Genomic DNA, 24,128 nt, shown 5'->3' with positions numbered 1-24,128 from the left:
GAATACCAGATGTCACTGAAGCACTTTATCCAAATCACCAAACCGGGGATCATTTTCGGTAACGTGCTTTCGGTGGCAGGTGGCTTTTTTCTGGCTTCCAAGGGAAATATCGACTTCAGCGTGTTCCTCGCTGCGGTAATCGGTACTTCCCTGGTGGTTGCGTCAGGTTGTGTATTCAATAACTGCATCGATCGCGATATCGACCAGCGGATGGAAAGGACCCGCAACCGGGTCCTGGTTCAGGGCCTGGTTTCTTTGAAACTGGCCTTGCTCTACGCCACCGTGCTTGGTGTTGCGGGCGTTGCTTTGCTGTACACCAAGGCCAACCCACTGGCTGCACTGTTCGCGGTGATTGGCTTCGTCATCTACGTCGGCTTCTACAGCCTGTACCTGAAGCGCAGATCCGTTCACGGCACACTTGTCGGTAGCCTCTCGGGGGCAATGCCTCCGGTCATCGGTTATTGTGCAGTGAGCAACAGCTTCGATTTCGCGGCATTGACGCTACTGGTGATGTTCAGCCTTTGGCAGATGCCGCATTCTTATGCGATCGCGATCTTCCGTTTCAATGACTATAGTGCGGCGAAGATTCCGGTTCTGCCGGTCAAACGCGGCATTCTGGTCACCAAGCGCCACATCCTGCTCTACATTCTGGCGTTCCTCGTGGCGACCCTTATGTTGACGGTAGGCGGTTATGCGGGGCTGAACTATCTCGCTGTCGCGGCGGGCATGGGTATGTACTGGTTGTACATGGCCTGGAAGGGCTACAAGGCCGTTGACGATACTGTCTGGGCTCGCAAGTTGTTCGTGTTCTCCATCTTCACCATTACTGCCCTGAGCGTGATGATGTCGGTGGACTTCCAGGTGACAAAGGAATTGTTGGTAACCTACGCTTTCTGATCGCACCTGACGAGAAACACCCAAGCCCATTTCGAAAGGAATGGGTTTTTTTTTGCCGAATATCCTGCCTTGGCTAACCTGAGCAGCTCGGCGAAAGACCTTCAAAAGGATGCATAAACGACCGGTTACAGGGTGTAAGTGCCCAAAAATGGAAAAAAGTATCAGCTTGCAGCATGATGTGCCGGTTTTCATACAATCTATTATAGATCTGGTTCCCGTTTTCGAGGGCCGATCAGTGGATTGGCAGGTACCCATGAGTTTTTCGGAAAGTCAGATCCGTATGCCCAAGCCCTTAGTCTCTATCATCGCGCCCTGTTATAACGCCGAGCGATTTCTGGAGGACGCGATTCGGAGCATCTTTGCCCAGGATTACGAAAATTTCGAAGTCATCGTTGTAGACGATGGCTCCACTGACAACAGCATCGCAATGCTTGAGTCCTTGCAGCAGCGCTATTCTTTTCAGCTCTACCGTCAGGCTAATCAGGGCGTCAGTGCTGCGCTCAATCACGGCCTTCAGTACGCGCAGGGTGTGTACCTTTCCACGCCCGACCTTGACGACATCATGCTTCCATCGTCGGTGCGCCTTCGTGCGGAGTATCTGGACAAGCACCCCGAGGTGGGCTGTGTCGGCGCGCTTGTCAGCTACATGGACTGTGACGGCAACATGATCAAGTGTCAGTCCCGGGATCACATCGAATACCTGAGTTTCGACGACGTATTACGTGGCGCGGTGGTGGTGGGAGCGCCGGTGGCGCTGTACCGAATGAAAGCCATGCGCGATGCGAACGGTTACGACCCGGAGATAAAGGTCCAGGATTTTCAGGCAACCCTGAGAATTGCTCATCTGGGATATGAAATGCACGTCATTCCCCAGATCGTGACACGCTACCGCCGTCATCCGAACAATCTTTCGCGCAAGTACAAGGTGTTGCTGGACGCCGATCTGAGGGCTATCGAGCCTTACCGCGACCATCCCGAATATCAGAGGGGCAGGACACTGCTGGTCAACAAGGCCCTCAAATACGCAGCGGTTGCAGACAAGCGATATGCTTGGAAACTGCTGCGCTCTATCCCGTTTAAATATGCCGATCGTACAACCTGGCGGCGCTGCATGCGTTTACTCTTCAGCTACCGGTAATGCGGTAAGGCTGTTCGAAATGGAAATGATTCAAGGTAACCATGAAATTCATCGAGCTTCTGAAAACAAGGAAAGTGCGCAGGCAGCTGCGCCAAATGGACAAGCTGGAGCGACATGCCGAAAAAATCAGATTGAAGTACCCGCGTGCGGTGGTAGGCGTGGGGACTTACGGCATACCGGAGATTGTCGATTTTGGTGACGACGCAATACTGAGGGTCGGTGCCTACACCTCGATTGCCGAAGGGGTGAAGATTCTGCTGGGCGGCGAACATCGTACCGACTGGATCACGACCTATCCGTTTCCGGCGATGGTCGAGCAAGTAGCGGATATCAAAGATTACGCGCCCAGCAAAGGCGATGTTGTGATTGGCAGTGACTGCTGGATCTGCGCCAACGCCATCATTGTGTCGGGGGTCACGATCGGTCATGGAGCCATCGTGGGCGCGGGCGCAATGGTGGTGCGGGATGTGGCGCCTTATTCGGTCGTTGGTGGCAACCCCTGCAAGTTCATCCGGTGGCGTTTTGAAGAGGACGTCCGCGAACTGTTATTGCAAGCCGCCTGGTGGGACTGGCCAATGGAAGAGGTCAAATCCGTGGCGCGAACCTTGTGCAGTGCGGACATGAATACGTTTGTCGACTACATTCGCCAGCGCCAGGCATCTCGTTCTCCTGCGGATAAATAACCGTCGTACACCGACAGCGCATGCTTTTGGCGACGCGTCATAAATGCCATGTCGGTTTGCATTTATTTCAAACCTCAGACGCTGAATGATCTGGCAGAATAAGGCATTGGCCTGACTCGTCCAGGCAGTCGCTAAAATGATAGAGGGCGTTATGAGTCAAGAAAGCATCAACTGGGACACGCTGGGTTTCGATTACATCAAGACTGACAAACGCTATCTTTCTCATTGGCGCGACGGTGCCTGGGATCAGGGTGCGCTGACTGAAGACAACACACTGCATATCAGTGAAGGCTCGACGGCGCTGCACTATGGTCAGCAATGCTTCGAGGGGCTCAAGGCCTATCGCTGCAAAGATGGTTCGATCAACCTGTTTCGTCCCGACCAGAACTCGTTGCGCATGCAGCGCAGTTGTTCTCGTCTGCTGATGCCCCATGTTCCGACCGATGTCTTTATCGAGGCCTGCAAGCAGGTTGTCAAAGCCAACGAACGCTTTATTCCGCCTTATGGCTCCGGCGGCGCGCTTTACCTGCGCCCGTTCGTGATTGGTGTGGGCGACAACATTGGCGTGCGAACCGCGCCTGAGTTCATCTTTTCGATTTTCTGCATTCCGGTTGGCGCCTATTTCAAGGGTGGCCTCAAGCCGAACAACTTCGTGATCTCCGGCTACGATCGCGCCGCGCCGAACGGCACCGGTGCTGCCAAGGTCGGTGGCAACTATGCCGCCAGCCTGATGCCCGGTTCCGAGGCCAAGAAGCACAGCTTCGCGGATTGCATCTACCTCGACCCACAGACCCATTCCAAGATCGAAGAAGTGGGTTCGGCGAACTTCTTCGCCATTACCAATGACGATGTGTTCCTGACGCCTAAGTCTCCATCAGTGCTGCCGGGCATCACCCGCCTGTCGCTGATCGAGCTGGCGCAGTCCCGACTCGGTCTCACGGTCGAAGAGGGCGATGTCTTCATCGATCAACTCGACACGTTCAAGGAAGCGGGTGCCTGCGGAACAGCTGCGGTGATTACCCCGATCGGCGGGATCTCCTACAACGACAAACTGCACGTGTTCTATAGCCAGACCGAAGTTGGCCCGGTGACCCAGCGTCTGTACAAGGAACTGACCGGCGTTCAATCGGGCGACATCGAGCCGCCTGCCGGCTGGATCGTCAAGGTCTGATGAGCTGAGAACTTGCTACAGTTGACCGTTCCCACGCAGCGCGTGGGGGCGGCACTGGCGGCATCTGCATTGCTCAAAAGTTAGTTCATTATCCTGGCGGTTTCTCTAGCTCCTTCGCTGGCCCCAGCACGATCGACAAGTGCCGCAGGTCATTGACCTCGACGCTGTAACTCTTGCCCGACGGGCTCTGGGTAAGTGTTCCCAGTGCATAGATCGTGAAAAACTTTACGTCATCGGCATGGCTCAGCAACTCGCTGATATAGCGGCTGGAACGATAGGCCTGCATCTGCGCAGGTGACACGTACAGCGTGACCAGTTTGCCTTCGAGGCGGTCGAAAAACTTGAACTTGAAACCCAGCCCGTAGCGCTGCTCTATCAGTCCGCCGCCAAACAACACGCGGCCGTTGTCGCCTGGTTTGGCGAATTTGATGTGGCGAAAGTATGAGCGCAACGATACTTCGCCCTGACCGGGAATCTTCAGTTTCAGCAACTTGAAGTCTTCCAGCGGCAGTTCGGCCTTGGCTTGCCGATAGCTGTCCACGAGCCGTTCCAGGTTATTGGTGCGGGTCTCGCTGTAACGGGGCTTCTTGGGCGTGACAGTTTCTGCCGATGGGGTGGCTGCGGGGAGTCGGGGTTCGCGGGTGCCCGCTTTTTCCAGTCCAGACTCCTCCTTGGTCGGCTCCTTGATGGTCGGATCGAATACATCAATGTAATCATCCAGCTTGCGTTTGGCCTTGCGCAAGCGCGTCTGGACGTCAGTTTCTTCAACCGGATCCTCCGGCTTCTCGTCAGCGGTCTCGTCTACCCATTCGCAATCCGGATGGTGATCGTAATGTGGGTTGGCGCGAAAATGCGCGGCGACGAACGTCGGGTTGTCTTGGGGCTTCACGTCATAGCGGACCCCGGTCACCTTGGCACCGAGTGCCCGGCAAGCTTCGTTGGAGCAGAGAAATTCGAAGCGCGTACGTGGCGGCTCTTGAGAAAAGTACTCCCGCCGGGCGGCTGCAATCGACAGCTCTTGTTGCAGCTCGACGCAAAACGCGCGGGTAATGGGCTTGCTGGGCTTCATGCTCGTGGACTGCCTTCCGGGTATTGGTCTGCAACAAGCTATTTCACCGGGACACGCCTTGCAACCATTGTGCATCACGCACGCAGCAAGCCAATTCCACGGACCGCTCGGTCTGCCTATTCGACAGGCACCGCCAGCCACTCACCCAGCGCCTGCTGGTACTCACCGGTGGCCTTGCTCAGGTGCAGCCATTGATCCACATAGCTTTTCCAGGCCATGTCGTCGCGGGGCAGGAGGTAAGCCTTTTCACCGTATTGCATGTAACGGGTCGGGTTGACTGCGCACAGACCCGGCATGCGTTTCTGTTGGTAAAGCGCTTCTGAGGCGTCGGTGATCATCACATCGGCTTTTTTATCCAGCAACTCCTGGAAGATGGTCTTGTTGTCGTGAAAAGCCAGCGAGGCCTTCGGCAGGTGAGCACGAGCGAACGCTTCATTGGTGCCGCCGGCGGGTTCGATCAAGCGCACTGAAGGCTGGTTGATCTGCTCGACGGTCTGATACGACGCCTGATCTTCGCAGCGCACCAGCGCAATCTTGCCATCGACATCCAGGGTATTGCTGAAGAAGGCTTTCTTCTGCCGCTCCAGGCTGACTGAAATACCACCCATGCCAATGTCGCACTTCCCGGCAATCATGTCCGGCATCAGGGTCTTCCAGGTCGTGGGCACCCACTGCACTTTTACTCCAAGGCTCTTGGCCAGCGAGCGCGCCATGGTGATGTCGATGCCTTCGTATTCACCATCTTCACGCAGCAATGTGTAGGGTTTGTAGTCGCCTGTGGTGCAGACCGACAGTTGGCCCTCCTGCAGAACCTTGTCCAGGTGCGAGGCTGAGTCCTCAGCCTGAGCCAGACCTGTGATGCCCAAAAGCAGGGCGGTCAGTGCGCTGTATTTCAGATTGATCATGGGGCGGGATGCTCGCGGCAGTGCATTTGATTTTATAAGGTCGACAGAGTGCTTCATTTGTCACACCGGTGTGAAGCAGTAATCAATTTCTGTGCCACGGGTATTTCTTCTACAAAGGGGTTGAACATTTCGTAAAAAAGCGTAATGTTGTCCCCCATGATTCTTGAGCAAATCAAAGCGGTCGGCAATGACACTCGCATGTTGATCATGGAGTGGCTGAAAGACCCGCAAGCCCACTTTCCTCCACAGGACCACGGTGATCCGGCGATAGGGGTGTGCGTGTCGCATATTCAGGCCAAGGCCAGTCTGTCGGCCTCCACCGCATCCGCGCACCTGGCCATTCTGCAGCGTGCCGGGCTGGTTCAGGCAACGAGGATTGGCAAGTGGACTTACTTCCGTCGTGACGAACAGGCCATCGACCGGTTTGCCGATAGGCTCAAGAAAGAACTATAAGTTTTATTTATACATTTCGTCATTTTGCGTAATGTTGAATTGATAGGAGATTGACCATGAGCAACACAACCATCTACGTGCAGGCTGGCGGCGGCTACGATCAGGTCAGCGTTGGCGAAAGCGAAGTGCTGGCACCGAAGTCCGGCGAAATCACCGTGCGTCTGCATGCCAATTCGCTCAATTATCATGACTACGCTGTCGTTACCGGCATGTGGGCACCGAGCGAGAACCGCATTCCCATGGCCGACGGTGCAGGCGTCGTGACTGCCATAGGCGAGGGCGTCAGCGAGTTCAAGGTTGGCGATTCCGTGGTCAGCACGTTCTTCCCTGAATGGATCAGCGGTGAGCCGTTGGTTGAGGGGTTCGTCACCGTTCCTGGTGATGGCGTCGACGGTTATGCCCGTGAGCAGGTGACTGCCCGTGCGACCTCTTTTACCCATGCACCAGTGGGCTACAGCCATGCCGAAGCATCTACCCTGACCACTGCGGGCCTGACTGCATGGCGCGCGTTGATGGTCGATGATGCGTTGAAAGCCGGTGACACTGTGTTGGTGCAAGGCACTGGAGGCGTGTCGATCTTCGCCTTGCAGTTCGCCAAAATGGTAGGCGCAACCGTGATCGCAACGTCTTCCAGTGATGAAAAACTTGAGCGTCTGCAGGCAATGGGTGCCGATCACCTGATCAACTATCGCAAGGACAGCAATTGGGGTGAGACGGCCCGCAAGCTGACTGGCGGCCGTGGTGTCGATCACATCATTGACGTAGGCGGTCCGTCTACGTTGCAGCATTCCATGAACGCAGCACGCGTTGCTGGCCACATCTCGGTCATCGGTATTCTGAGTGGTGTAGCCGGTCAACTGGAGTTCGTCCCGGCGCTGGTCAAGCAGCTTCGCATGCAGGGAGTTCTGGTGGGCAGCCGCACTCAGCAGCAGGATATGATTCGCGCAATCGATGCCAACGGCATGCGCCCGGTCATGGATCGTTCGTTCCCGATGACCGACATTGTCGAAGCGTTCAAGTATCAGGAGACCAACCAGCATTTCGGCAAGATCTGCCTGGATATCTGAGTAGCTTTCAGCGCTGGCCCTTTGCGCGGACAGCCGCGCAAAGGGCTCTATCACCGACCTGTCGACAAATGTCGGCAGGTCGGTTGTGACGTTTTGCATTACTTTCCCGAGCGGTCCTCGCTCATCTTTTTGCATAGAATTGCGCTGATTCTGGTCACACCCTCTGTGACCTCAAGGACGTTGCGCGGCTTACAGACTCACCTTGCCTGAAGCAACGTCCCTTTCGATTACCTGATCAGGGACGCATTGAAACCTATGAAACCTCATCTTTGGCTAGGCCTGCTTGGCGTATTTTCCTTCAGCGTTCAGGCTGCATCGCTGGACGTTCCGATCAATCTCGTCAGTGCAGATGGCGCACCCAAACCCATCGGCAGTGTCTCTGTGAGCGAAACGGAATATGGCTTGCTGTTCACGCCTAAACTGACTGACCTGCCCGCAGGCGTTCATGGCTTTCATGTGCATGAAAACGGCAGTTGCGATGCAGGCACCAAAGACGGCGTGAAGGTTGCTGCCCTGGCAGCGGGCGGCCACTTTGATCCTGCCAAGACCGGCAAGCATCTTGGTCCTTACGCAAATGGCCACTTGGGCGATCTGCCTGCGCTGTATGTCATGGCCGACGGCACCGCGAACTACCCGGTATTGGCTCCGCGCCTGAAAAAGCTGTCAGAAATCAAAGGCCACGCATTAATGGTCCATGCTGGCGGCGATAACCACTCCGACATGCCCAAGCCATTGGGCGGCGGCGGGGACCGTGCAGCGTGCGGTGTGATCTGATAAGGGCCTTCTGAAAAACAGTTCCGCCGTCTGGCGCTTTGAAAACACCCAAAGCGCCAGCACGTCAGGTGCTTACAACTGTTTTCAGATCGTGGCGCATGTGCCTCGTACTTTATTAACGCTCAAGCGAGCTTGAGCGCTTCCGCATGGTGCATCGCCAAATGCCCGGTCTTGTCGCTCTTCACTTCGAACTGCGGCTCATCCTTGGAGGCCGGCCGGTGTTTGCCCATGAATTCGACATCCTTTACATGCACTTTCGTGACCTTGCCGTGTATCTCGCCCGCTTCGGAATTCCAGCGTACAGCGTCGCCAACCTTGAATGCAGTAGTCATCGGGATGCCCTCGTAATAGATGAGCGGACGATCTGTTGCTGTCGCCCATTAATACTCGGACTTGTCAGTGGCTGAAGAATTCAGCATGTTGACCGTCTGGTTGGCCTTTATCTTGCTCATGTATTTTCTGCCGAAAATAAAGGAATAGATGACATGAGGGAGTGGCTTACAGGCGTACAGATTACCAATGATCAAATTCAGGTCGTGGGTGCCGAGGTCTTGAAACACGGTCGCGCAATGTCAGAGGCGAAAGGGGGGCTGGCTGACCTGATCGCCTGCATGGTCATGGAAAACGATCTACTGATTGGCGGTGCGACAGGTCGCACCGAGTTCCGGCGACTCTTCGTGAGCTACCTGTGGATTGACGCTCAGTCTCGCGGAAAGGGCCTGGGGGCAGAGACGTTGCGCAGGATTGAAGGTTTGGCCATCGAGCGAGGCTGTGTGGACGCTTTAATCGAAACGCTGGATGACGATGTCGCCAAGTGGTATGCGCGCTGCGGTTACAAGCTGATCGCGTGTCTCCCCGACTACTGCGGGCCCTGGAGCCGTAATACACTACTGAAGTCATTCGAAAGATAGAGTTTTATGTGATAAGCGCGATAAGCGTGCGCACCAGACACCTCTCATTCTCTCGTCGCAGTAGACGTTCGGTTCGCGATTAAGGCCTGAGCGTCAGTCGTACATGCCGCGCAGTATGGTCAGTCTGTGCAGGATCTTGATAATGTAGCCTTTCTCGATCATTCCGCCATGGTGTCCATCGCAAAAGCGTTCGCCCCTGGTGCAATAGGTGAGCATGGTTTTTATGTCTGCAAGGTTTGCCTGAGTGATATAAGCATCGTTTTCGAGTATGTCTCCTGCGCCATGACTTATATAATCAACGTCTGTCCAGCAGTCTTTGCCTGCGGCACGATAGAAGTCGTTTACGACCTGGAAGTACTCCGGCCAATACGTGTTCTCCTTGACGACATACGTCTTGATGGCTATCCCGCAGGGGTACAACCGTGGCAGATACGACAACAGTTCATCGATATCCTCAGGCGTTGGTACAGGTTCGTCGGGTGAGCGCGTCTCGCTTGACGGGTGTGGCAGGAACGTCCTGACGTGCTTTGGCGTATGCCGTTCCACATAGATATCAAACGCCATTACTTGCCCGGCGGTCTTTCGTGCGTTCTTGTACTGCTGCAGTTGTTCTCTGTAATACTGAAACGCTTGCGATTGGACGCCGTCAGCAAACAGTGAGGCGATGGCTGCGGATTGTATCAGCCAGTACATAGAGGGCGAACTATCGGCTTTCATACTGGCCAAGGTGATTGCCGTATCGAGTAACTCTTGAGCTAACTTGCGCCCTGTTTCACGGGATGTATCGTCCTGCGTGGATCTGTCTGCATGTTCTACCTGCGTGATGTAAGCGCGGTAGCGGGCAAGCAATGGCTCGTTTTCCCTGCCCAAGGGCGGGCAGGCGGGGGGCGCTAGATTTAACGGCTCAGGCTCTTTATAAACCGGCAGCCAGGCCAGGTTCTGTTGCACGCGAGACATAAGTTGCCCCTGATTCACTGGCTCGGTAGCCGGGGCACTGGCAGACAGAGGCGGCGGTGCAGGAGGTTTGTGACCGAAGCGAGCTTTAAGGTAGCGCAGCAACATGATCATTCGAGCGCTCTCATGAGATGTCTCGCAGGATGCCCTTCAATGAAGTCCTCGCGCATCCTGCGAGTGACCGTGTGACGTTAAATGCACTCATCGTTGTTCATGCTGTTGATCAGGCGACCGAAAGCGCTTTGTACATCGTCGTAGCCACGCTTGATCGGGTTGGCCACTCTCCAGTGCATCTCGCTGCTGTTTTCACGTTTGTAATTACCGCTTCGCGCATCGCTGATGGCCTCACGTCCTTTGCCGACGAAGCCGTTCAGGTCGTTCATGATGGAAACGCAGCCAATCGGACGTTTTTGCGCACGGGACTTCTTGTCCCAGTTCTCGATCATCTGCGCTGTTTTGTTCAGGCTTGCTTCGAAAGGCTTTGCTGTTTCTTCGCTTCCGGCGTTCTTGAAGAACTCACCGGCCAGTCGTGCAGACTCTTTTGCATACACTACGATGCCGGCTCGGTAGTAGGCCTGCGAGTCTTTTTCTGCGCTTTCAAATGCAGTGCGGATGTTGATGTCGTCGCGCTTGCTTATTCCGTCAAAAAAAGCGGCTTGAGAGGTTGCGACATCCTTCATCCCGGCTTCAAGTGCAGGTTCCATGTCACGGGCCTTCTTCCCATCGTCGGCAAGAAAGCCTTTGGACTGTGCATAGTTTTCAAGTTCGGCGTGGATTGGCTCCAGCCTGGCCAATGCATCCAGCATGCCTTTGGCTGGCTCATCCAGTTCCGGCATGGGGGACTCGATGGCGAGCGCTTCTTTCAGGTTCTGTTGCCAGCCATTGATGGAGTAGGCGGTGAACAGATCGTAACTGGTCAGTTTTTTACCCGGCGCAAGCTTCTTCGGGTATTCGTTCAGACGACTCTCCAGCAACTCACCAAAGTCAGCGCCGTAATTGGCCGCTTTCACGTACTTATTGTACTTCTCGACCTCTGCCTGTTCGGCGCTCATTTGCTGTTGCGGCGGGCTGCCGGGCTGTAAGACGTTTTGAGGTGCGTCGCTTTTGTCACACCCGATGAGGGAGAGGCTTATCGACATCAGTAACGCTGCCAGCCGGTTTCTTGAATGCACTTTGTTTTCCTTCCGTGTGTGGGAATATCGTCGTTCCATGGCCTGTGCAAATTCACAGACAGGCGTGGATGATGTCACAGTCGGGGCGGGGTCCAACAGTGTCTGCTGCGCTGTGCAACAGGACGTGAAGTCTTCAATGTGCGAGGAAAACAGTGCGTCGCTTCTCGCAGGTTCTGTATGCCATATCGGGGTTCCCGCAATGTTGTCTTGTGGTGTAAGTTTGAAAGCTTTCTGATCGATCGATCAGATATTCCTCTTCATGCCTGCCAAGGAATGCTTTCAATAATGAACTTTGCCCTCAAAAAACTGGCCGCAGCCACGCTGGTGCTGGCCAGTCTCTCGGTGGTTTCCACTTCGGCCTTTGCCAATCTCAGTGCGCAACAAAGTGCCGTCATCGTCAAGACGTTCAGTAATACCCCGGTCACTGACTTCAGGCAGTTTCTGGGAAATCTGGCCAAGGATGACGTCGCCAAAAGTGCCAATATCGGTCCTGCGATTAGCGCCTTCCTCGACAACAAAAAGCTGTCCGAAGATCAGCAGAACGAAATTCATCGCCTGCTCGGCCTTTATGCGCGGATGAAATACGGCAGCGCCGCCACGGAGACCCTGCGCGAACTGGTCGCCATTCCGACAGTTCGTGTAGACGGTGTGGCTCAGCATGAAAACCCTGAGTTCATCAAGATCGCCGACAAGATCAAGGGCCTCGCCGAAAGCTTCGGCCTGAAGTTTCGCAACATCGATAATCGCGTCTATGAAATCTCACTGGACGGCAGTGGTGATGAAGTCGTGGGTATTCACGTTCATGCCGACGTAGTGCCGGTGACGCCGGAGAACTGGGTATTGCCTGACGGCACCCGTCTGGACCCGTTCCACGTCACCTTGATCGGCGATCGCATGTACGGACGCGGCACTGAAGATGATAAAAACGGCATCGTTGTTTCGCTCTATGCCATGAAAGTTATCAAGGAAGAAAAGCTGCCGCTGGCGAGAAACTTCAAGTTGCTGATAGACACCACCGAAGAAACCGCTGGTGATGCTATTCCCTATTATTTCGAGCGTAATCCGACACCTGCTTACAACCTGGCACTGGATGGCGGTTATCCGGTTGTGATCGCGGAAAAGGGCTATGGCACTGTCATGGCGAGTTTTGCGAAGCGCGCCGCACAGGGCGAGGGCGCCGAGATCGTATCGATGACCGGAGGCATGGCCACCAATCAGATCCCGTCAAAATCGGTCGCTACGCTGGTGAGCGACAAACCTGCTGAACTGGCGGCCAGCCTGCAACAGGCCGGTGCCGATTATGTACAGCGCAATGGTGGCAACTTCGAAATCGCCACAAGGGTTGAAGGCAAGGACGTCAAACTGACGGTTACCGGTGTTTCCGCTCACTCATCAGAGCCCGAGTCCGGCGTCAATCCGGTAGCGAGAATGCTGGACTTCATCAACAGCCTCGAAGGCAAGGTCGCGCTCAAGCACAATCATATTACGGACGCCGCTCGCTATGCTGCCGAAAACTGGGGCCTGGACTATTTGGGCGAAAAGCTCGGCATCGGTTTTTCCGACGAATTCATGGGGCCGCTGACCGCTTCCCTGACGTACGTTGGACTGGATGACAAGGCATTCAAACTGGCGGTCAACTTGCGTGTGCCCAAGGGGAAATCCCCTGAAGTGCTCAAGTCTGAAATTGCCGGCAAGCTGGCGGCCTGGAGCCAGAAAACCGCTATCAAGCCAGCTTTCGACTATTCCATTGCCGAGCCCATGTATCGCAACCCTGAAGGTGAGTGGGTCAAGGCGTTGCTCGCCGTGGCCAGCGAAAACCTCGACATGAAACATGCGTTTGGTACTTCGGCAGGCGCCACTTCGGTACATGAACTGCCAAATGGCGTGCAGTTCGGTCTCGCCAGACCTGAAGTCAAGTACACCGGTCACACGGACAACGAGTTCAAGACCACCGAGCAGTTCTTGCTGGACCTGCAGATCGTTACCGAAATGATGGGGCGCATCGGGCAGTTGCCAACACTTTGATGTGACCCTTTCGGGCCTGCCGTCATGGGCAGGCCTTGTCTTTCCGGCTTATTGTTCAATACGGTTATGAATCTGCCCGTTGAAACTCAAGCCTGAAGCTGCTGCCAAACGTGGCTCTGGCCTTTGCGCCTATTGAATGACAGGACGAAGCACATGAATCGATTTTCAAGTCATCCGGGCAAGAAAACCTCAGTGCTGGTCTTGGGTGTTGCGCTTTTGGCTGCCGGCGCAGCGATGGCTGCTGATGTGACGTCGTCCGTAAAAGTCGAGGCGCTCGACACGCGGTTTGCGGCACTTGTTCAGCCCGATGCGCAAGCACACCTGCTGACTGCCGATGCGCAGTGGGCGGAAGGTCCTTTATGCCTGCCCGATGGTGGCGTGATCTGGAGTGACGTGAAGGCTAACAAAGTCATGAGCTGGAAAGAGCAGGGTGGCGTCAGCACCTTGCTGGATCCTGCTCATTATCAGAATGGGCGGGCGCGGGATTCCAAGGGCCATATCGTTGCAGCCTCCCACGGTGAGCGTGCGATTGTGCGCCAGGAGCCGGATGGTCAATGGCGCACGCTGGTCGATCGGTATCAGGGCAAACGGTTGAACAGTCCCAACGATGTCGTAGTCGATGATCGTGGCGGCATCTGGTTCAGTGATCCGACCTTTGGTGTCTTGAACGAGGCAGAGAGCTATGGCGGCAAGCCGGAGCAGGGCGGGGAGTATCTCTACCATTACGATCCGGAGCGCGACACCCTGACCAGGCTTGATACACCTGGACTTCATTCGCCCAATGGTCTGGCCTTTTCACCTGATAAACATCTGTTGTACGTGGCCGATTCCCAACTGGCTCATGACTTCAAAAACTCGAAGCTGGCTCACAGAATCATGGTCTATGAAGTGCGTGATGGCGCGCTGAGCGCCGGTAGAGTATTCGCTGACATTGCGCCCGGTATCCCGGATGGGGTCAAGGTCGATGCGCAGGGTAATGTCTGGAGCAGCAGTAAAGAGGGCGTTCAGGTGTTTTCTGCCAAAGGAGATTTGCTTGGCAGGCTAAAGGTTGATGCCGAGGACACAGGCAACCTCGCTTTTTGTTCGACAGGGTCACAGCACTGGGTTTACATCACCGCCGCCAATAAGGTGCTGAGAGTGCCCGTGCTGGTTGCCGGTAGCCAGCGGCCATAAGACCAGGGCGTCAGATCACGGCACGCGGTCGTATCAATAAGCCGTGTGGTCGGTCTTCGCACTCTCTACACGGTTCCGGCCAAGGCGCTTGGCTTGATAAAGCGCCTTTTCCGCTCGCTGAATGAGGCTCGCTGCCGTTTCTCCGGGGTCCAGTGCTGCCACGCCTAGAGAAATGGTCACCGAGCCGGTTTCCGGTATCTCCAGACCTTCAACGCCCTTGCGAACGCGCTCCGCCAGTTCGACTGCCTGTTTCAGTGAGCTGTCGGGCACAAGGATCAGAAACTCTTCGCCGCCCCAACGGGCCGCCACATCGTGCGTACGAATCTGGTGTTTGAACATGGACGCAACGCTTTTCAGGGCGGCGTCGCCAGCAGGGTGTCCGTGCTGGTCATTGACTCGCTTGAAATGGTCGATATCACAGATGATGAGGCTGAACGGATTACCCGTTATCCACGCGGTACTGATCATGCGCTCCAGGGTATGTTCGGCGGACCTTCGATTGTCCAGGCCAGTGAGTGTATCGCTGTGAGCAATCTCCAGTAACTTCTGTTCGCGACCCAGCCGTGTCGTCACGTCTTGGCTGATGCTGACGTAATGAGTGAGGGTGCCTTCGACGTTGCGCAGCGGAGAGATGCTGTGTTCCGCATAAAACAGCGAGCCGTCCTTGCGCTTGTTGATGAAGGTGGTGCGAAACGGCTCGCCGCTTGCCAGCGCTTCATGGAATTGTCCATAAAACAGTTCATCGTGTTTGCCTGAACGAAGCATTCGCGGGTTTTGACCAATGATCTCTGTCGAGCTGTAGCCCGTGACCTGCTGAAAAGCTTCGTTGGCAAATACAATAAGCGCGTTGCGATCTGTGATGATAATCGGGTCTAACGCCGCATTCAGTGCTTGTGCCAACAGGTGTTGCTCGCGCTCAGCCTGGACGCGAGGGCTGATGTTTTGCTGGACCGACACGAAGTTGCACAGGTTGCCTGCATCGTCATGCACCGGAGAGATTTTCCACTCGACAATATACGGGCTGCCATCGGCGCGGTAGTTGACTGTCGATCCTTCAAAAAAGAGTTTATCGCTCAAACACTGGCGCATCCGCGCTATTACCTGAGGGTCGGTGTCCGCACCTTGCAGGAATTTTGGCGACAGGCCGATCAATTGCTCTGCTGTATAACCCGTCATCGCACAGAATGCCGGATTGACATAAACAATGAACGGACCCCCTTCGGTCAGCTTGGCGTCGGTTATCAGTACCGCATTGAACGACTGCTCGACCACGGCTTCAAGCAGGGCAAGACGCTGGCTGGATGAGGTCATCTGATTTCCTGTCGAGTGATCCGCTAACTGATCGTGGCGCTGACCAGACAAATGTGAGGCAATGCCGGGTTGATCGCAGGCCCTGTCGCTTTGACCGCACACTCTGAACGCTCGTTGCATTTCCACTATACCCACATCAGTTGTAGGGCGCATCTTGCCTGGAACGGATGGACTTCATGGCCCGGACGACTGCCGAAACTGCCAGGCACTCAAGTGCAGACGAAGTCGGCAAACTGAATATTTAGCTGCGACGCTTGTGGGTATTCCGGTATCTTTTGATGAATTGAAACCAATTGTTTCGAATCTTTCTGTCTCTCGGCGTTGAAAGCGCCTGAGCTGGATACCAAACGTTAGGGGTACTGTGTTGGATCTGTCTTCTGCGGCCTGGGTGTTCCATGACACCCGACTGATTATTTGTTGCCTGATTGCGATCACCACGATCATCGTGCTGATCAGCGCTACCAGGCTTCCTCCGTTTCTATCGATTCTCGTGGGTACGTTCATCGCCGGAATAGGCGCTGGTTTGCCCGCCGAGTCGGTTGCCAAGGCATTCAGCAAGGGTGCAGGCAGCATTCTCGGTGAAGCGGGGATCATTATCGCGCTGGGTGCGATGCTGGGGGCCTTGATGGCCGAGTCCGGTGCTGCGGACCGGATTGCTTCCACCTTGCTCAAGTTGGGCAAGGGCAGGACGCTGCCCTGGATTATGGCGCTGGTGGCAATGGTCATTGGCCTGCCGTTGTTCTTTGAAGTGGGACTGGTCCTGATGGTGCCGATCATCTTCGTGATGGCGCGTCAGTCCGGGCAGCCGCTGCTGAAAATCGCTATTCCGGCACTTGCTGGCATGACCACGCTGCACGCATTGATGCCACCCCACCCAGGACCGCTGATCGCGGTCAGTGCCTTGCACGCAGACCTGGGCCTGACCATGCTGTTGGGGTTCTGCATTGCGGTGCCAGCGGTGATTTTCGCAGGCCCGCTGTATGGCAATTGGTTGTCGAAGCGCATGCACATTGAAGAACCCGCCGAGCTGGGCGAGTTGTTCAGTGCCAGACCCGATAACCGTCGCCAGCCGGGGTTCGGCATCTCGCTGTTGATTATTCTGCTGCCAGTGATTCTCATGCTCGGCAGCACCCTGGCCAAGGTGACGATGGAGCCTGAAAGCAACATCGCACTGACCTTGAAGTTTCTCGGTGAGCCGCTGGTCGCTCTGGGTATCGCGGTGCTGGCAGCAACGGTTTGCCTGGGCTGGGCGAATGGGCTATCCCGCGAGCATGTCGGCGGGACGCTGCGTAAAAGCCTTGCGCCTATCGCCGTACTGTTGCTGACCATCGGTGCCGGTGGTGGCTTGAAACAGACATTGCTGGATGCCGGGGTCAGTCAGACCATTAGCAAGGTCGCAGAAGGCGCGCATATGCCTTACCTGCTGCTGGCCTGGCTGATCGCCGTGGCGTTGCGCCAGGCCACTGGTTCAGCCACTGTGGCGACCACCACCACAGCGGGCATTCTTGCACCGATGATGGCCGGGCTTGCGCCGATCCAGGCATCGCTGATTGCCCTGGTAATTGGTGCAGGTTCGGTGTTCTTCTGCCATGTAAACGATGCCGGCTTCTGGATGGTCCGTGAATACTTTGGCCTGCAACTGAAGCAGACCCTCTGGGTCTGGTCCGTGCTGCAAACGATTGTCTCGGTGACAGGGCTGATAGGAACGTTGCTGTTGTGGCACTGGCTGGTGTGAGGGAGTTGGCCGCCTCGGTGAAATGGCCGTTTATGTAACGGGGGTAGGCATACCTCTACCCCGCTTGATGGCCACAAACCCTGCAGCAAATCATTTGATTGCGGGGTCAGGCACCGCATACCGCGACAGACCTGATAACGTGCTCAAGTGCTTCTGACCGCATGGGTCTGTTCAGAAAGTAGCCCTGAAAATACGGGCAGCCCATTTTATGCAGACGGTTGTACTGTTCCTCTGTTTCCACGCCTTCAGCGGTTATATCCAGATCAAGCGCACGTCCCAGAGACAGGATACTGCTGACGATCGCCTCGCTCCGGTCGTAGGTCATCATGCGCGAGACGAAAGACCGGTCTATCTTCACTGCATCGATAGGGTAACGGTCTATGTAGCCCAGTGAGCTGTAACCGGTGCCGAAGTCGTCCAGTGCCACCCGCACGCCGAGCTGTCGAATCTGGCGGAGAATCTCTGCTATCTCGTCCGGTTGATAAAGAAAGACCGATTCGGTGACTTCTATTTGAAGTTGCGTTGCAGGCAACCCGGTTACCGCAATGATCCGGGTAACCTGATCGACGAATCCGGGATGGCTGAGTTCTTTCCCGGACACATTGACGTTGAGTCTCAAGTCCAGATGAGAGAACGCCTTGCGCCATGCCTGCACCTCGCTACAGGCTTTGTTCATGACCCATTCGCCCAACTCGTGAATGATGCCGAGGTCTTCGGCAATAGGGATGAACGCATCCGGTGAAATAATGCCCATTGAGGGGTGATCCCATCTGACCAACGCCTCGACGCCCACCAGATCTTCACTGTCGCTGCTGTAGATGGGTTGGTAGAAAACCAGGAAGTCCTTGTCTTCGAGGGCCTGGCGCAAGGCGTTCTGGATCACCAGCGTATCAATTGCCGCTTCGCGCATCGAGGCGTTGAAGATGCTCCAGCGTCCTCTGCCTTGTTTCTTCGCAGAATACATGGCTACGTCTGCGTCACGCAGCAAGTCCTCCGGCTTTGAGTGGCTGTCGCAGGCGGTGACTATGCCGATGCTGCAGGATATGAAGATGTCCTGACCTTCGATCTGAATGGCTGCATGCAACTGACTGACAATGCGCTCTGCCATTCTGACTGCCGTCTCCGGCTGATCCTTGCCCATCAGCAATATTGCAAACTCGTCACCACCAATTCGTGCCAGCACATCATTGGAACGTACACAGTTTTGCAACCGGTTGGCCACGCGCTTCAGCAACTGGTCGCCGGCCAGATGGCCCATGCTGTCATTGACGACTTTGAACCCGTCCAGGTCCAGAAACAGCACCGTCGCACGTTCGTATTGCGGGTCAAGGTTTTCAAATGCCTGGGTCAACTCATTCATGAGGTAGGCGCGGTTGTAGAGTGAAGTCAGTTCATCATGGAACGCGATATAGGCGAGCTCCTCCGAGATGCGCTCGCGCTCTTCCAGGCGGCTCTGCAGGGCCAGTTTTTCTTCCCATTCCAGACGCGCTCGTTGAGCCAGGTGCTGAGACTCCTTGCGCTCGGTGATATCCCGCTGCACGGAGACCCAGTGAGTAAACCAGCCTTTCTCGTTGGCCACCGGCACGATGCTCAGTTCGACCCAGAACTGACTGCCGTCCTTGCGCGTGTTGACCAGTTCGACTTCGACCGGCCGCCAGTGAGTGAGCGCTTCGCGGATTACGTCCAGGGTTTCACGGCTGGTGTCTTCGCATTGAAGTATCCGGGGTGTCTGCCCGATGACTTCTGCTTCGGTAAAACCCGTTATAGCCAGGAACGCCGGGTTGCAATAGACGATGCGAGGCCCCGGCAGATCGATCGGCTCGGCTTCGGTGATCAGAATCGCGTCGTTGGCATTGATGACCACTGATTCAAGCAGCCGCAGCCTTTCGATGGAGCCCAACAGCGGGTTGGTGGTTTCGGCCTCACGATCAGGTTGCAGGTAGGTGCTCAGGTGAGCCGCGTGGGTCTGAAGCGCGTACCGTTGCGCAGCACTGAAGCTTGCTTTGGGGTCGCTACTGCTCAGTAGAACAGCACCCAGCAACTCGCGCATCGACCCGCGTATGGCAACGTAGATCAGGGTGCATCGGTCGCTGTCTTGCAGAGGGGCCTTGGGGCTGTCGTGGCCTACCCATACCACATCGCCATAAGACGACAGCGTTCTTAGCGACACCTCGTCGACAGAACAGTCTCCGCTGCCAAAGCGGGCAGTCTGTTCCCAACCTGATGCCCCTGGCACCATCAGCGAACCCAGAGAACAGCACGCAGAGTGGGCGGCAGCCTTCAACACCTCTGCGATGCGGTCATGATTCGAAGGTGCGCTCTGGTCGCGCTCGTCGCCCTGATGGCTCATCTGACTATTCCTGTAATTCACTCAACGGTGCCCGGTATTTCATCGCCTCAATGCCGGGTGATAACTAAATGCCATCAATTGCTGAATAGTCCGACCGGCACGCCAATGAAAGGTTGCAAAAGACAGCAACTGGCCTGACGGAGATGCGGAGTTGATGATGGCTTGCACGAAGAAGAGCATCGCTGACGGGAAATCAGGCTGCCTGAGTGGTCATTGCGACGAACGCGCAATCAGGCTGTTATTCATTGGCCCATGTGGCGGAGCATAGCGGGCCGCGCGCCATAACGGCCATGGCGCGGCGATGATCAACGGATGGTGAATGAGGCGTGTGAATGAAGTGTTCTAGAAGGCGGCAGCGTTCTTCTCACGCCTCATAGCGCCGTCGCGCGTCGCTGAGCATGGATATCGTCAGTTTGCGCACTTCCAGTTTGCTGATCTCCACGTGCGAGCGCAGTAGCAGGAGCGCTTCGTCGCGCTTGCGCGCCTGAAGTGCATTGAGAATGGCGGCGTGCTCAAGGTAGGTGTGTTCGATGCGGGCGCTTTTGAAGAAGTCGAGCCGCCTGACGATGCGGATGCGTTCGGTGACTTCCTGATGAATACGGGCCATTTCCAGATTGCCCGAGGCTGCGACCAGTTGGGTGTGGAACTGTTCGTCGAGGTCGGCGACGACTTGCATGTCGGTCTGCCAACTGTCGCGATCAATCAACCAGTGCTCTCGCAGAGTGGTGAGCTCGGGATGCACGTCGGCGGATGCGCAGATACGTTCGATCGCCGCGCACTCAAGCACGATACGCAAGTCATAGAGCTGGTCGATCTGGTTGAAATCCAGCGGCCTGACCGACCAGCCGCGACGGAACTCCACGTCCAGGTAACCCTCGCGTTGCAGGCGGTACAGCGCGTCGCGCACCGGGGTTCGGGAGACCTGGTAACGGTCCGCCAATTGCGTTTCGGTGAACCTGTCATAGGGCAGCAGATAAAAGTCGAAAATCTCCTGTTTCAGCCGGCGATAGACGTCTTCTGCCAGTGCATTGGTGGTGTTCGGGGGATTCAAGGGCGTGGCTCCAGGCTGCTCAGGTCAATGCTGACATGTGCAGCAACGACTTTCCAGCCGCCGTCCAGACGTGCCCAGGTCTGCATTTGCCGCCCCAGACGCTGAGTAACGCCATCGTGAAATTCGGTGCTGACGGTGGCGAAGTCTTCTCCAAAAGTGCTGACCTCCGTACGCAGCAGCGTGCGCCCCGGCCCGACTGGCTGACACTGGCGTCGATATCGCGCAATGCTGTCGGCACCGTGCAGGTTCTCTGCGACGCCGTAGCGCACAGCCTGTTCGGAGTTCCAGAAGTACGCATCCAGCGTGGTCAGTTCATTCGCCAGCAACGCGCGTTCGTAATCTGCGAAAGCATGGGTGACTTCGGCGACTACGTGAGGAAGGTTGATGTCCATTACTGCGTACTCCTTGCAGGTAGAGCCTGCTGCACGTCGGCGAGCGATGCCACTCGGCCGACGATTGCGTTCTGCGCTGTGATCATGTCCAGCGTGGCCTGTTTGAAGGCCGGAAAGTAGCTGTCGGTCGCGTCCTCGATCAGCAGGCAGCGATAACCCCGATCACAGGCCTCGCGCATGCTTGTCTGCACGCATACTTCAGTGGTGACGCCAGCGAAAATCAGATGAGTGATGCCCGCCTCAGTGAGGCGCAGGTGCAGGTCAGTGGCGAAAAACATGCCTTTGCCCGGCTTGTCGATGACCCACTCGCCGGCAACGGGCGTCAGCGCCTCGATAATCTGATTACCGGGTTCCCCTTGAATCAGTATGCGTCCCATCGGGCCAGGGTCGCCGATGCGCAAGCCTGGCAAGCCGTGATCAATTTTGGCCTGTGGGCAGTCGGACAGGTCCGCAGGGTGGGATTCTCGGGTATGAATCACGATCAGATCCTGTTCGCGAGCCAGCGCAAGCAGCCGCTGCACCAAAGGTACGATGGCTTGCAGCAGTGTGACGTCATTGCCCAGTGCAGCGCCAAACCCGCCGGGCTCGAGAAAATCTCGCTGCATGTCGATGATCACCACGGCGGTCTGCGACAGCTCGCAACTGAAACTGTCCGGGCGCGCATTGATGCGGATCATGCCGGTTGCTCCGAAGGCTGATCGGCGCCGGCCATGTGGCGGCCCAGTTCGGTGCGATCGGCGACTGTTGCGCGGGTTTCAAAGACCAGTTCGCCGTCGTGGATGACCACGATCCGGTCTGCCAGGCTGAGCAGCTCGTCAAGGTCCTCACTGAGCAACAGGACCGCTGTGCCGTTGTTGCGCGCATCTATCAGACGCTGATGAATAAGCGCCACGCTGGCGAAATCCAGGCCGAAAACAGGGTTGGCGACGATCAGCACAGCCACGTCATGGGTCAGCTCGCGGGCCAGTACCGCACGTTGCACGTTCCCTCCGGACAAGGTGCCGATTGGCCTGTTCGGGTCGTTGGGCGAGACCTGAAACTGCTTGATCAAGGTTTTTGCCTGAGCACCGATGGCTCGTCGATCAAGGCGCCAGCCCTTACACAATGGCGCCTGATCGAAGTTGCGCAGTGCCAGATTGTCGGCGACGCTGAAGGTGCCGATGCAGGCGTTGCGCAAAGGTTCTTCGGGCAGGCTGAACACCCGCAGGCGCTGCATCTGCTCGCGCCGTGCGTGATAGGGCTGGCCATCAACCGCTATTTTCCCTGCGCTGAATGGCCGCTGGCCGAGCAGGGCTTCGGTAAGTTCGCGTTGGCCATTGCCAGAGATGCCCGCAATACCGACGATCTCGCCCGGATGAACGGCCAGAGAAAGGTTTTTCACGGCCAGGGTGCCCTTGTCACCAGGTACATCAAGGCGCTCTACCTGCAACTGAGGTGTACGTGAGGGCATCTCCGGGCGCTCGTTGCTTACGCCGCGAACCTCGGCTTCGCCCATCATCCAGGCGGCCATTTGCCGAGTAGTGGTCTTGGCCACTGCCGCTGTTCCCACCCAGCGACCCTTGCGCAGTACCGTCACGTCGTCTGCATAGGTGCTGACCTCACGAAATTTGTGGGTGATCATCAGCACAGTAAGTTCGCCACGGTGCGCCATCGCCTGCATAAGCCCCAGTACTTCGTCGGCCTCTTGGGGGGTGAGTACCGAGGTAGGCTCGTCGAGAATGATCAGCCGGCGTTCCAGATACAACTGTTTAAGGATCTCCAGCTTCTGTTTCTCACCGGCGGCCAGGCTGCTGACCGGCCGATGAATATCGAGCCGAAATGGCATTTTCGCCATGAACGCTTCGAGGCGTTCGTACTCGCTGGCCCAGTGGATACGCCACGGTAGATCATCCCGCGACAACACCAGATTTTCAGCAACGCTCAGCCCCGGCGCGACGGTGAAGTGCTGATACACCATACCGATCTGCAACTGGTGAGAGTCTCGAGGGCTGTTGATCGCGTATTCCCGGTTATTGACCAGAATGCTGCCTGATTGCAGCGCGCTGTAGCCGATGATGCCTTTGACGAGTGTGCTCTTGCCGGCCCCGTTCTCGCCGAGCAGGGCGTGGACGGTGCCGGCGCGGACTTTGAACGACACTGCGTTCAGTGCGCAAAAACTGCCGAAATACTTGCTGGCGCCGATCGTTTCCAGGCTCGGGGCACGCATACTCATGCTTCCCACAGGTCGTGAAGCATCGACGAATGGCCGACTGCGCCGAACACGCCGCCCTGCATCTTGACCATGCTCAATGCGGCGGCATGGTTGGCAGGGTCGGTCGCGCCGCAGCAGTCTTCAAGCAGCAGGCATTCGAAACCGCGGTCATTGGCTTCGCGCATCGTGGTGTGCACGCATACATCGGTGGTGATACCGGTCAGGATCAGGTTATCGATGCCCCGCGTGCGCAGGATCAGCTCCAGATCGGTGGCACAGAACGAGCCTTTGCCTGGCTTGTCGATCACGATTTCGCCGGGCAGCGGTGCCAGCTCGTCGATGATTTCCCAGCCCGGTTCGCCGCGTACCAGTATCTTGCCGCAGGGGCCTGCATCGCCGATTCCTGCACCGATGCGCTGCGAGCGCCAGCGTTTGTTGGCTGGCAGGTCACTGAGGTCCGGGCGATGGCCTTCGCGGGTATGGATGATGCTGAAGCCGAGCGGCCGCATCACGGCCAGTAGCGCCTTGATCGGCTCGATGGGCGCACGGGTCAGCGCCAGGTCATAGCCCATGCTGTCCACGTAGCCACCCACGCCGCAGAAATCTGTCTGCATATCGATCACGATCAGCGCCGTGTTGTGTGCATGCAGTTGACCGTTCCAGGGCCAGGGGTAGGGCGCCGAGGCAATATGACGTTCGCTCATGG

General features: G+C 56.4%; 23 protein-coding genes. 11 read left to right on the top strand and 12 right to left on the bottom strand.

Annotation, left to right across the window (positions count from 1 at the left end; translation table 11 throughout):
• The first annotated feature begins 9 nt into the window (after positions 1-9).
• The 4 genes from cyoE to ALO43_RS21540 all read left to right on the top strand — a co-directional run bounded on the left by cyoE (position 10) and on the right by ALO43_RS21540 (position 3,889).
• Entirely contained in the window at positions 10-897 is an 888-nt protein-coding gene (cyoE, locus tag ALO43_RS21555; RefSeq protein WP_005891467.1) for a heme o synthase, read from the top strand.
• Between the two features lie 253 nt (positions 898-1,150).
• Positions 1,151-2,035: a glycosyltransferase family 2 protein gene (locus ALO43_RS21550; RefSeq protein WP_024671300.1), complete on the top strand. Its 885-nt coding sequence runs from the start codon at positions 1,151-1,153 to the stop codon at positions 2,033-2,035.
• Between the two features lie 41 nt (positions 2,036-2,076).
• Positions 2,077-2,718 (top strand): CatB-related O-acetyltransferase, encoded by a 642-nt coding sequence (locus ALO43_RS21545; RefSeq protein WP_024671299.1) that lies wholly within the window; start codon positions 2,077-2,079, stop codon positions 2,716-2,718.
• A gap of 151 nt (positions 2,719-2,869) precedes the next feature.
• A complete protein-coding gene (locus ALO43_RS21540; RefSeq protein ID WP_024691752.1) occupies positions 2,870-3,889 on the top strand; it encodes a branched-chain amino acid aminotransferase in 1,020 nt (339 codons plus the stop codon).
• 88 nt (positions 3,890-3,977) lie between these two features.
• On the opposite strand, the gene ALO43_RS21535 is transcribed toward ALO43_RS21540, so the two are convergent.
• Positions 3,978-4,958, bottom strand: a complete 981-nt coding sequence (locus tag ALO43_RS21535; RefSeq protein WP_005891476.1) for a hypothetical protein — start codon at positions 4,956-4,958, stop codon at positions 3,978-3,980.
• 116 nt (positions 4,959-5,074) lie between these two features.
• On the bottom strand, positions 5,075-5,863 hold the full coding sequence (locus tag ALO43_RS21530; RefSeq protein ID WP_024671296.1) for a transporter substrate-binding domain-containing protein: 789 nt from the start codon (positions 5,861-5,863) through the stop codon (positions 5,075-5,077).
• A gap of 144 nt (positions 5,864-6,007) precedes the next feature.
• On the opposite strand from ALO43_RS21530, the gene ALO43_RS21525 reads away from it, so the two are divergent.
• The 3 genes from ALO43_RS21525 (at position 6,008) to sodC (ending at position 8,157) form a co-directional block, all read left to right on the top strand.
• On the top strand, positions 6,008-6,316 hold the full coding sequence (locus tag ALO43_RS21525) for an ArsR/SmtB family transcription factor (protein ID WP_080268074.1): 309 nt from the start codon (positions 6,008-6,010) through the stop codon (positions 6,314-6,316).
• A 56-nt stretch (positions 6,317-6,372) separates the two neighbouring features.
• Positions 6,373-7,383: a zinc-dependent alcohol dehydrogenase family protein gene (locus ALO43_RS21520; RefSeq protein WP_005891482.1), complete on the top strand. Its 1,011-nt coding sequence runs from the start codon at positions 6,373-6,375 to the stop codon at positions 7,381-7,383.
• A gap of 255 nt (positions 7,384-7,638) precedes the next feature.
• Entirely contained in the window at positions 7,639-8,157 is a 519-nt protein-coding gene (gene sodC / locus ALO43_RS21515; RefSeq protein ID WP_005891483.1) for a superoxide dismutase family protein, read from the top strand.
• Between the two features lie 122 nt (positions 8,158-8,279).
• Here sodC and ALO43_RS21510 read toward each other — a convergent pair whose 3' ends face one another.
• On the bottom strand, positions 8,280-8,489 hold the full coding sequence (locus ALO43_RS21510) for a hypervirulence associated TUDOR domain-containing protein (RefSeq protein ID WP_005891484.1): 210 nt from the start codon (positions 8,487-8,489) through the stop codon (positions 8,280-8,282).
• Between the two features lie 153 nt (positions 8,490-8,642).
• Between ALO43_RS21510 and ALO43_RS21505 the strand changes: the two genes are divergently transcribed.
• Entirely contained in the window at positions 8,643-9,068 is a 426-nt protein-coding gene (locus ALO43_RS21505) for a GNAT family N-acetyltransferase (protein ID WP_053480696.1), read from the top strand.
• A 93-nt stretch (positions 9,069-9,161) separates the two neighbouring features.
• On the opposite strand, the gene ALO43_RS21500 is transcribed toward ALO43_RS21505, so the two are convergent.
• Both ALO43_RS21500 and ALO43_RS21495 read right to left on the bottom strand, forming a co-directional pair.
• Positions 9,162-10,136, bottom strand: a complete 975-nt coding sequence (locus tag ALO43_RS21500) for a DUF6508 domain-containing protein (RefSeq protein ID WP_054998031.1) — start codon at positions 10,134-10,136, stop codon at positions 9,162-9,164.
• Between the two features lie 77 nt (positions 10,137-10,213).
• Complete coding sequence (locus ALO43_RS21495) at positions 10,214-11,194, bottom strand: YiiG family protein (protein ID WP_024671292.1); 981 nt, start codon at positions 11,192-11,194, stop codon at positions 10,214-10,216.
• A gap of 285 nt (positions 11,195-11,479) precedes the next feature.
• Between ALO43_RS21495 and ALO43_RS21490 the strand changes: the two genes are divergently transcribed.
• Positions 11,480-13,219 carry a dipeptidase gene (locus ALO43_RS21490; RefSeq protein ID WP_053480695.1) on the top strand — a complete coding sequence of 580 codons (1,740 nt, stop codon included), beginning with the start codon at positions 11,480-11,482 and terminating at the stop codon, positions 13,217-13,219.
• A 153-nt stretch (positions 13,220-13,372) separates the two neighbouring features.
• Positions 13,373-14,392: an SMP-30/gluconolactonase/LRE family protein gene (locus ALO43_RS21485; protein WP_005891491.1), complete on the top strand. Its 1,020-nt coding sequence runs from the start codon at positions 13,373-13,375 to the stop codon at positions 14,390-14,392.
• A gap of 33 nt (positions 14,393-14,425) precedes the next feature.
• On the opposite strand, the gene ALO43_RS21480 is transcribed toward ALO43_RS21485, so the two are convergent.
• A complete protein-coding gene (locus ALO43_RS21480; protein ID WP_053931932.1) occupies positions 14,426-15,703 on the bottom strand; it encodes a sensor domain-containing diguanylate cyclase in 1,278 nt (425 codons plus the stop codon).
• A gap of 364 nt (positions 15,704-16,067) precedes the next feature.
• Here ALO43_RS21480 and ALO43_RS21475 point away from each other — a divergent pair, with 364 nt between their 5' ends.
• Complete coding sequence (locus ALO43_RS21475; RefSeq protein WP_005891494.1) at positions 16,068-17,438, top strand: GntT/GntP/DsdX family permease; 1,371 nt, start codon at positions 16,068-16,070, stop codon at positions 17,436-17,438.
• 106 nt (positions 17,439-17,544) lie between these two features.
• Here the strand turns inward: ALO43_RS21475 and ALO43_RS21470 are convergent, their stop codons facing one another.
• From ALO43_RS21470 to biuH, 6 genes are all read right to left on the bottom strand, one after another.
• Complete coding sequence (locus tag ALO43_RS21470; protein WP_024671289.1) at positions 17,545-19,788, bottom strand: putative bifunctional diguanylate cyclase/phosphodiesterase; 2,244 nt, start codon at positions 19,786-19,788, stop codon at positions 17,545-17,547.
• Positions 19,789-20,152: 364 nt separating this feature from the next.
• Entirely contained in the window at positions 20,153-20,839 is a 687-nt protein-coding gene (locus ALO43_RS21465; protein ID WP_024671288.1) for a GntR family transcriptional regulator, read from the bottom strand.
• Positions 20,836-21,231, bottom strand: coding sequence for an oxalurate catabolism protein HpxZ (hpxZ, locus tag ALO43_RS21460; protein WP_024671287.1), 396 nt, complete (start codon positions 21,229-21,231; stop codon positions 20,836-20,838). Before hpxZ ends, ALO43_RS21465 begins: the two co-directional genes overlap by 4 nt.
• Positions 21,231-21,908: a cysteine hydrolase family protein gene (locus tag ALO43_RS21455; RefSeq protein ID WP_024671286.1), complete on the bottom strand. Its 678-nt coding sequence runs from the start codon at positions 21,906-21,908 to the stop codon at positions 21,231-21,233. The genes hpxZ and ALO43_RS21455 overlap by 1 nt, the downstream gene beginning before the upstream one ends.
• Positions 21,905-23,437, bottom strand: a complete 1,533-nt coding sequence (locus ALO43_RS21450) for an ABC transporter ATP-binding protein (RefSeq protein ID WP_005891504.1) — start codon at positions 23,435-23,437, stop codon at positions 21,905-21,907. Before ALO43_RS21450 ends, ALO43_RS21455 begins: the two co-directional genes overlap by 4 nt.
• Before the next feature lie 2 nt (positions 23,438-23,439).
• Complete coding sequence (gene biuH, locus ALO43_RS21445; protein ID WP_024671285.1) at positions 23,440-24,126, bottom strand: biuret amidohydrolase; 687 nt, start codon at positions 24,124-24,126, stop codon at positions 23,440-23,442.
• Positions 24,127-24,128: the final 2 nt, after the last annotated feature.

The sequence above is a fragment of the Pseudomonas tremae genome (genome assembly GCF_001401155.1).
Classification (GTDB): Bacteria; Pseudomonadota; Gammaproteobacteria; order Pseudomonadales; family Pseudomonadaceae; genus Aquipseudomonas; species Aquipseudomonas tremae.
Note: the sequence above shows the minus strand (reverse complement) of the source record. Positions and strands in the feature narration are given on the sequence as shown.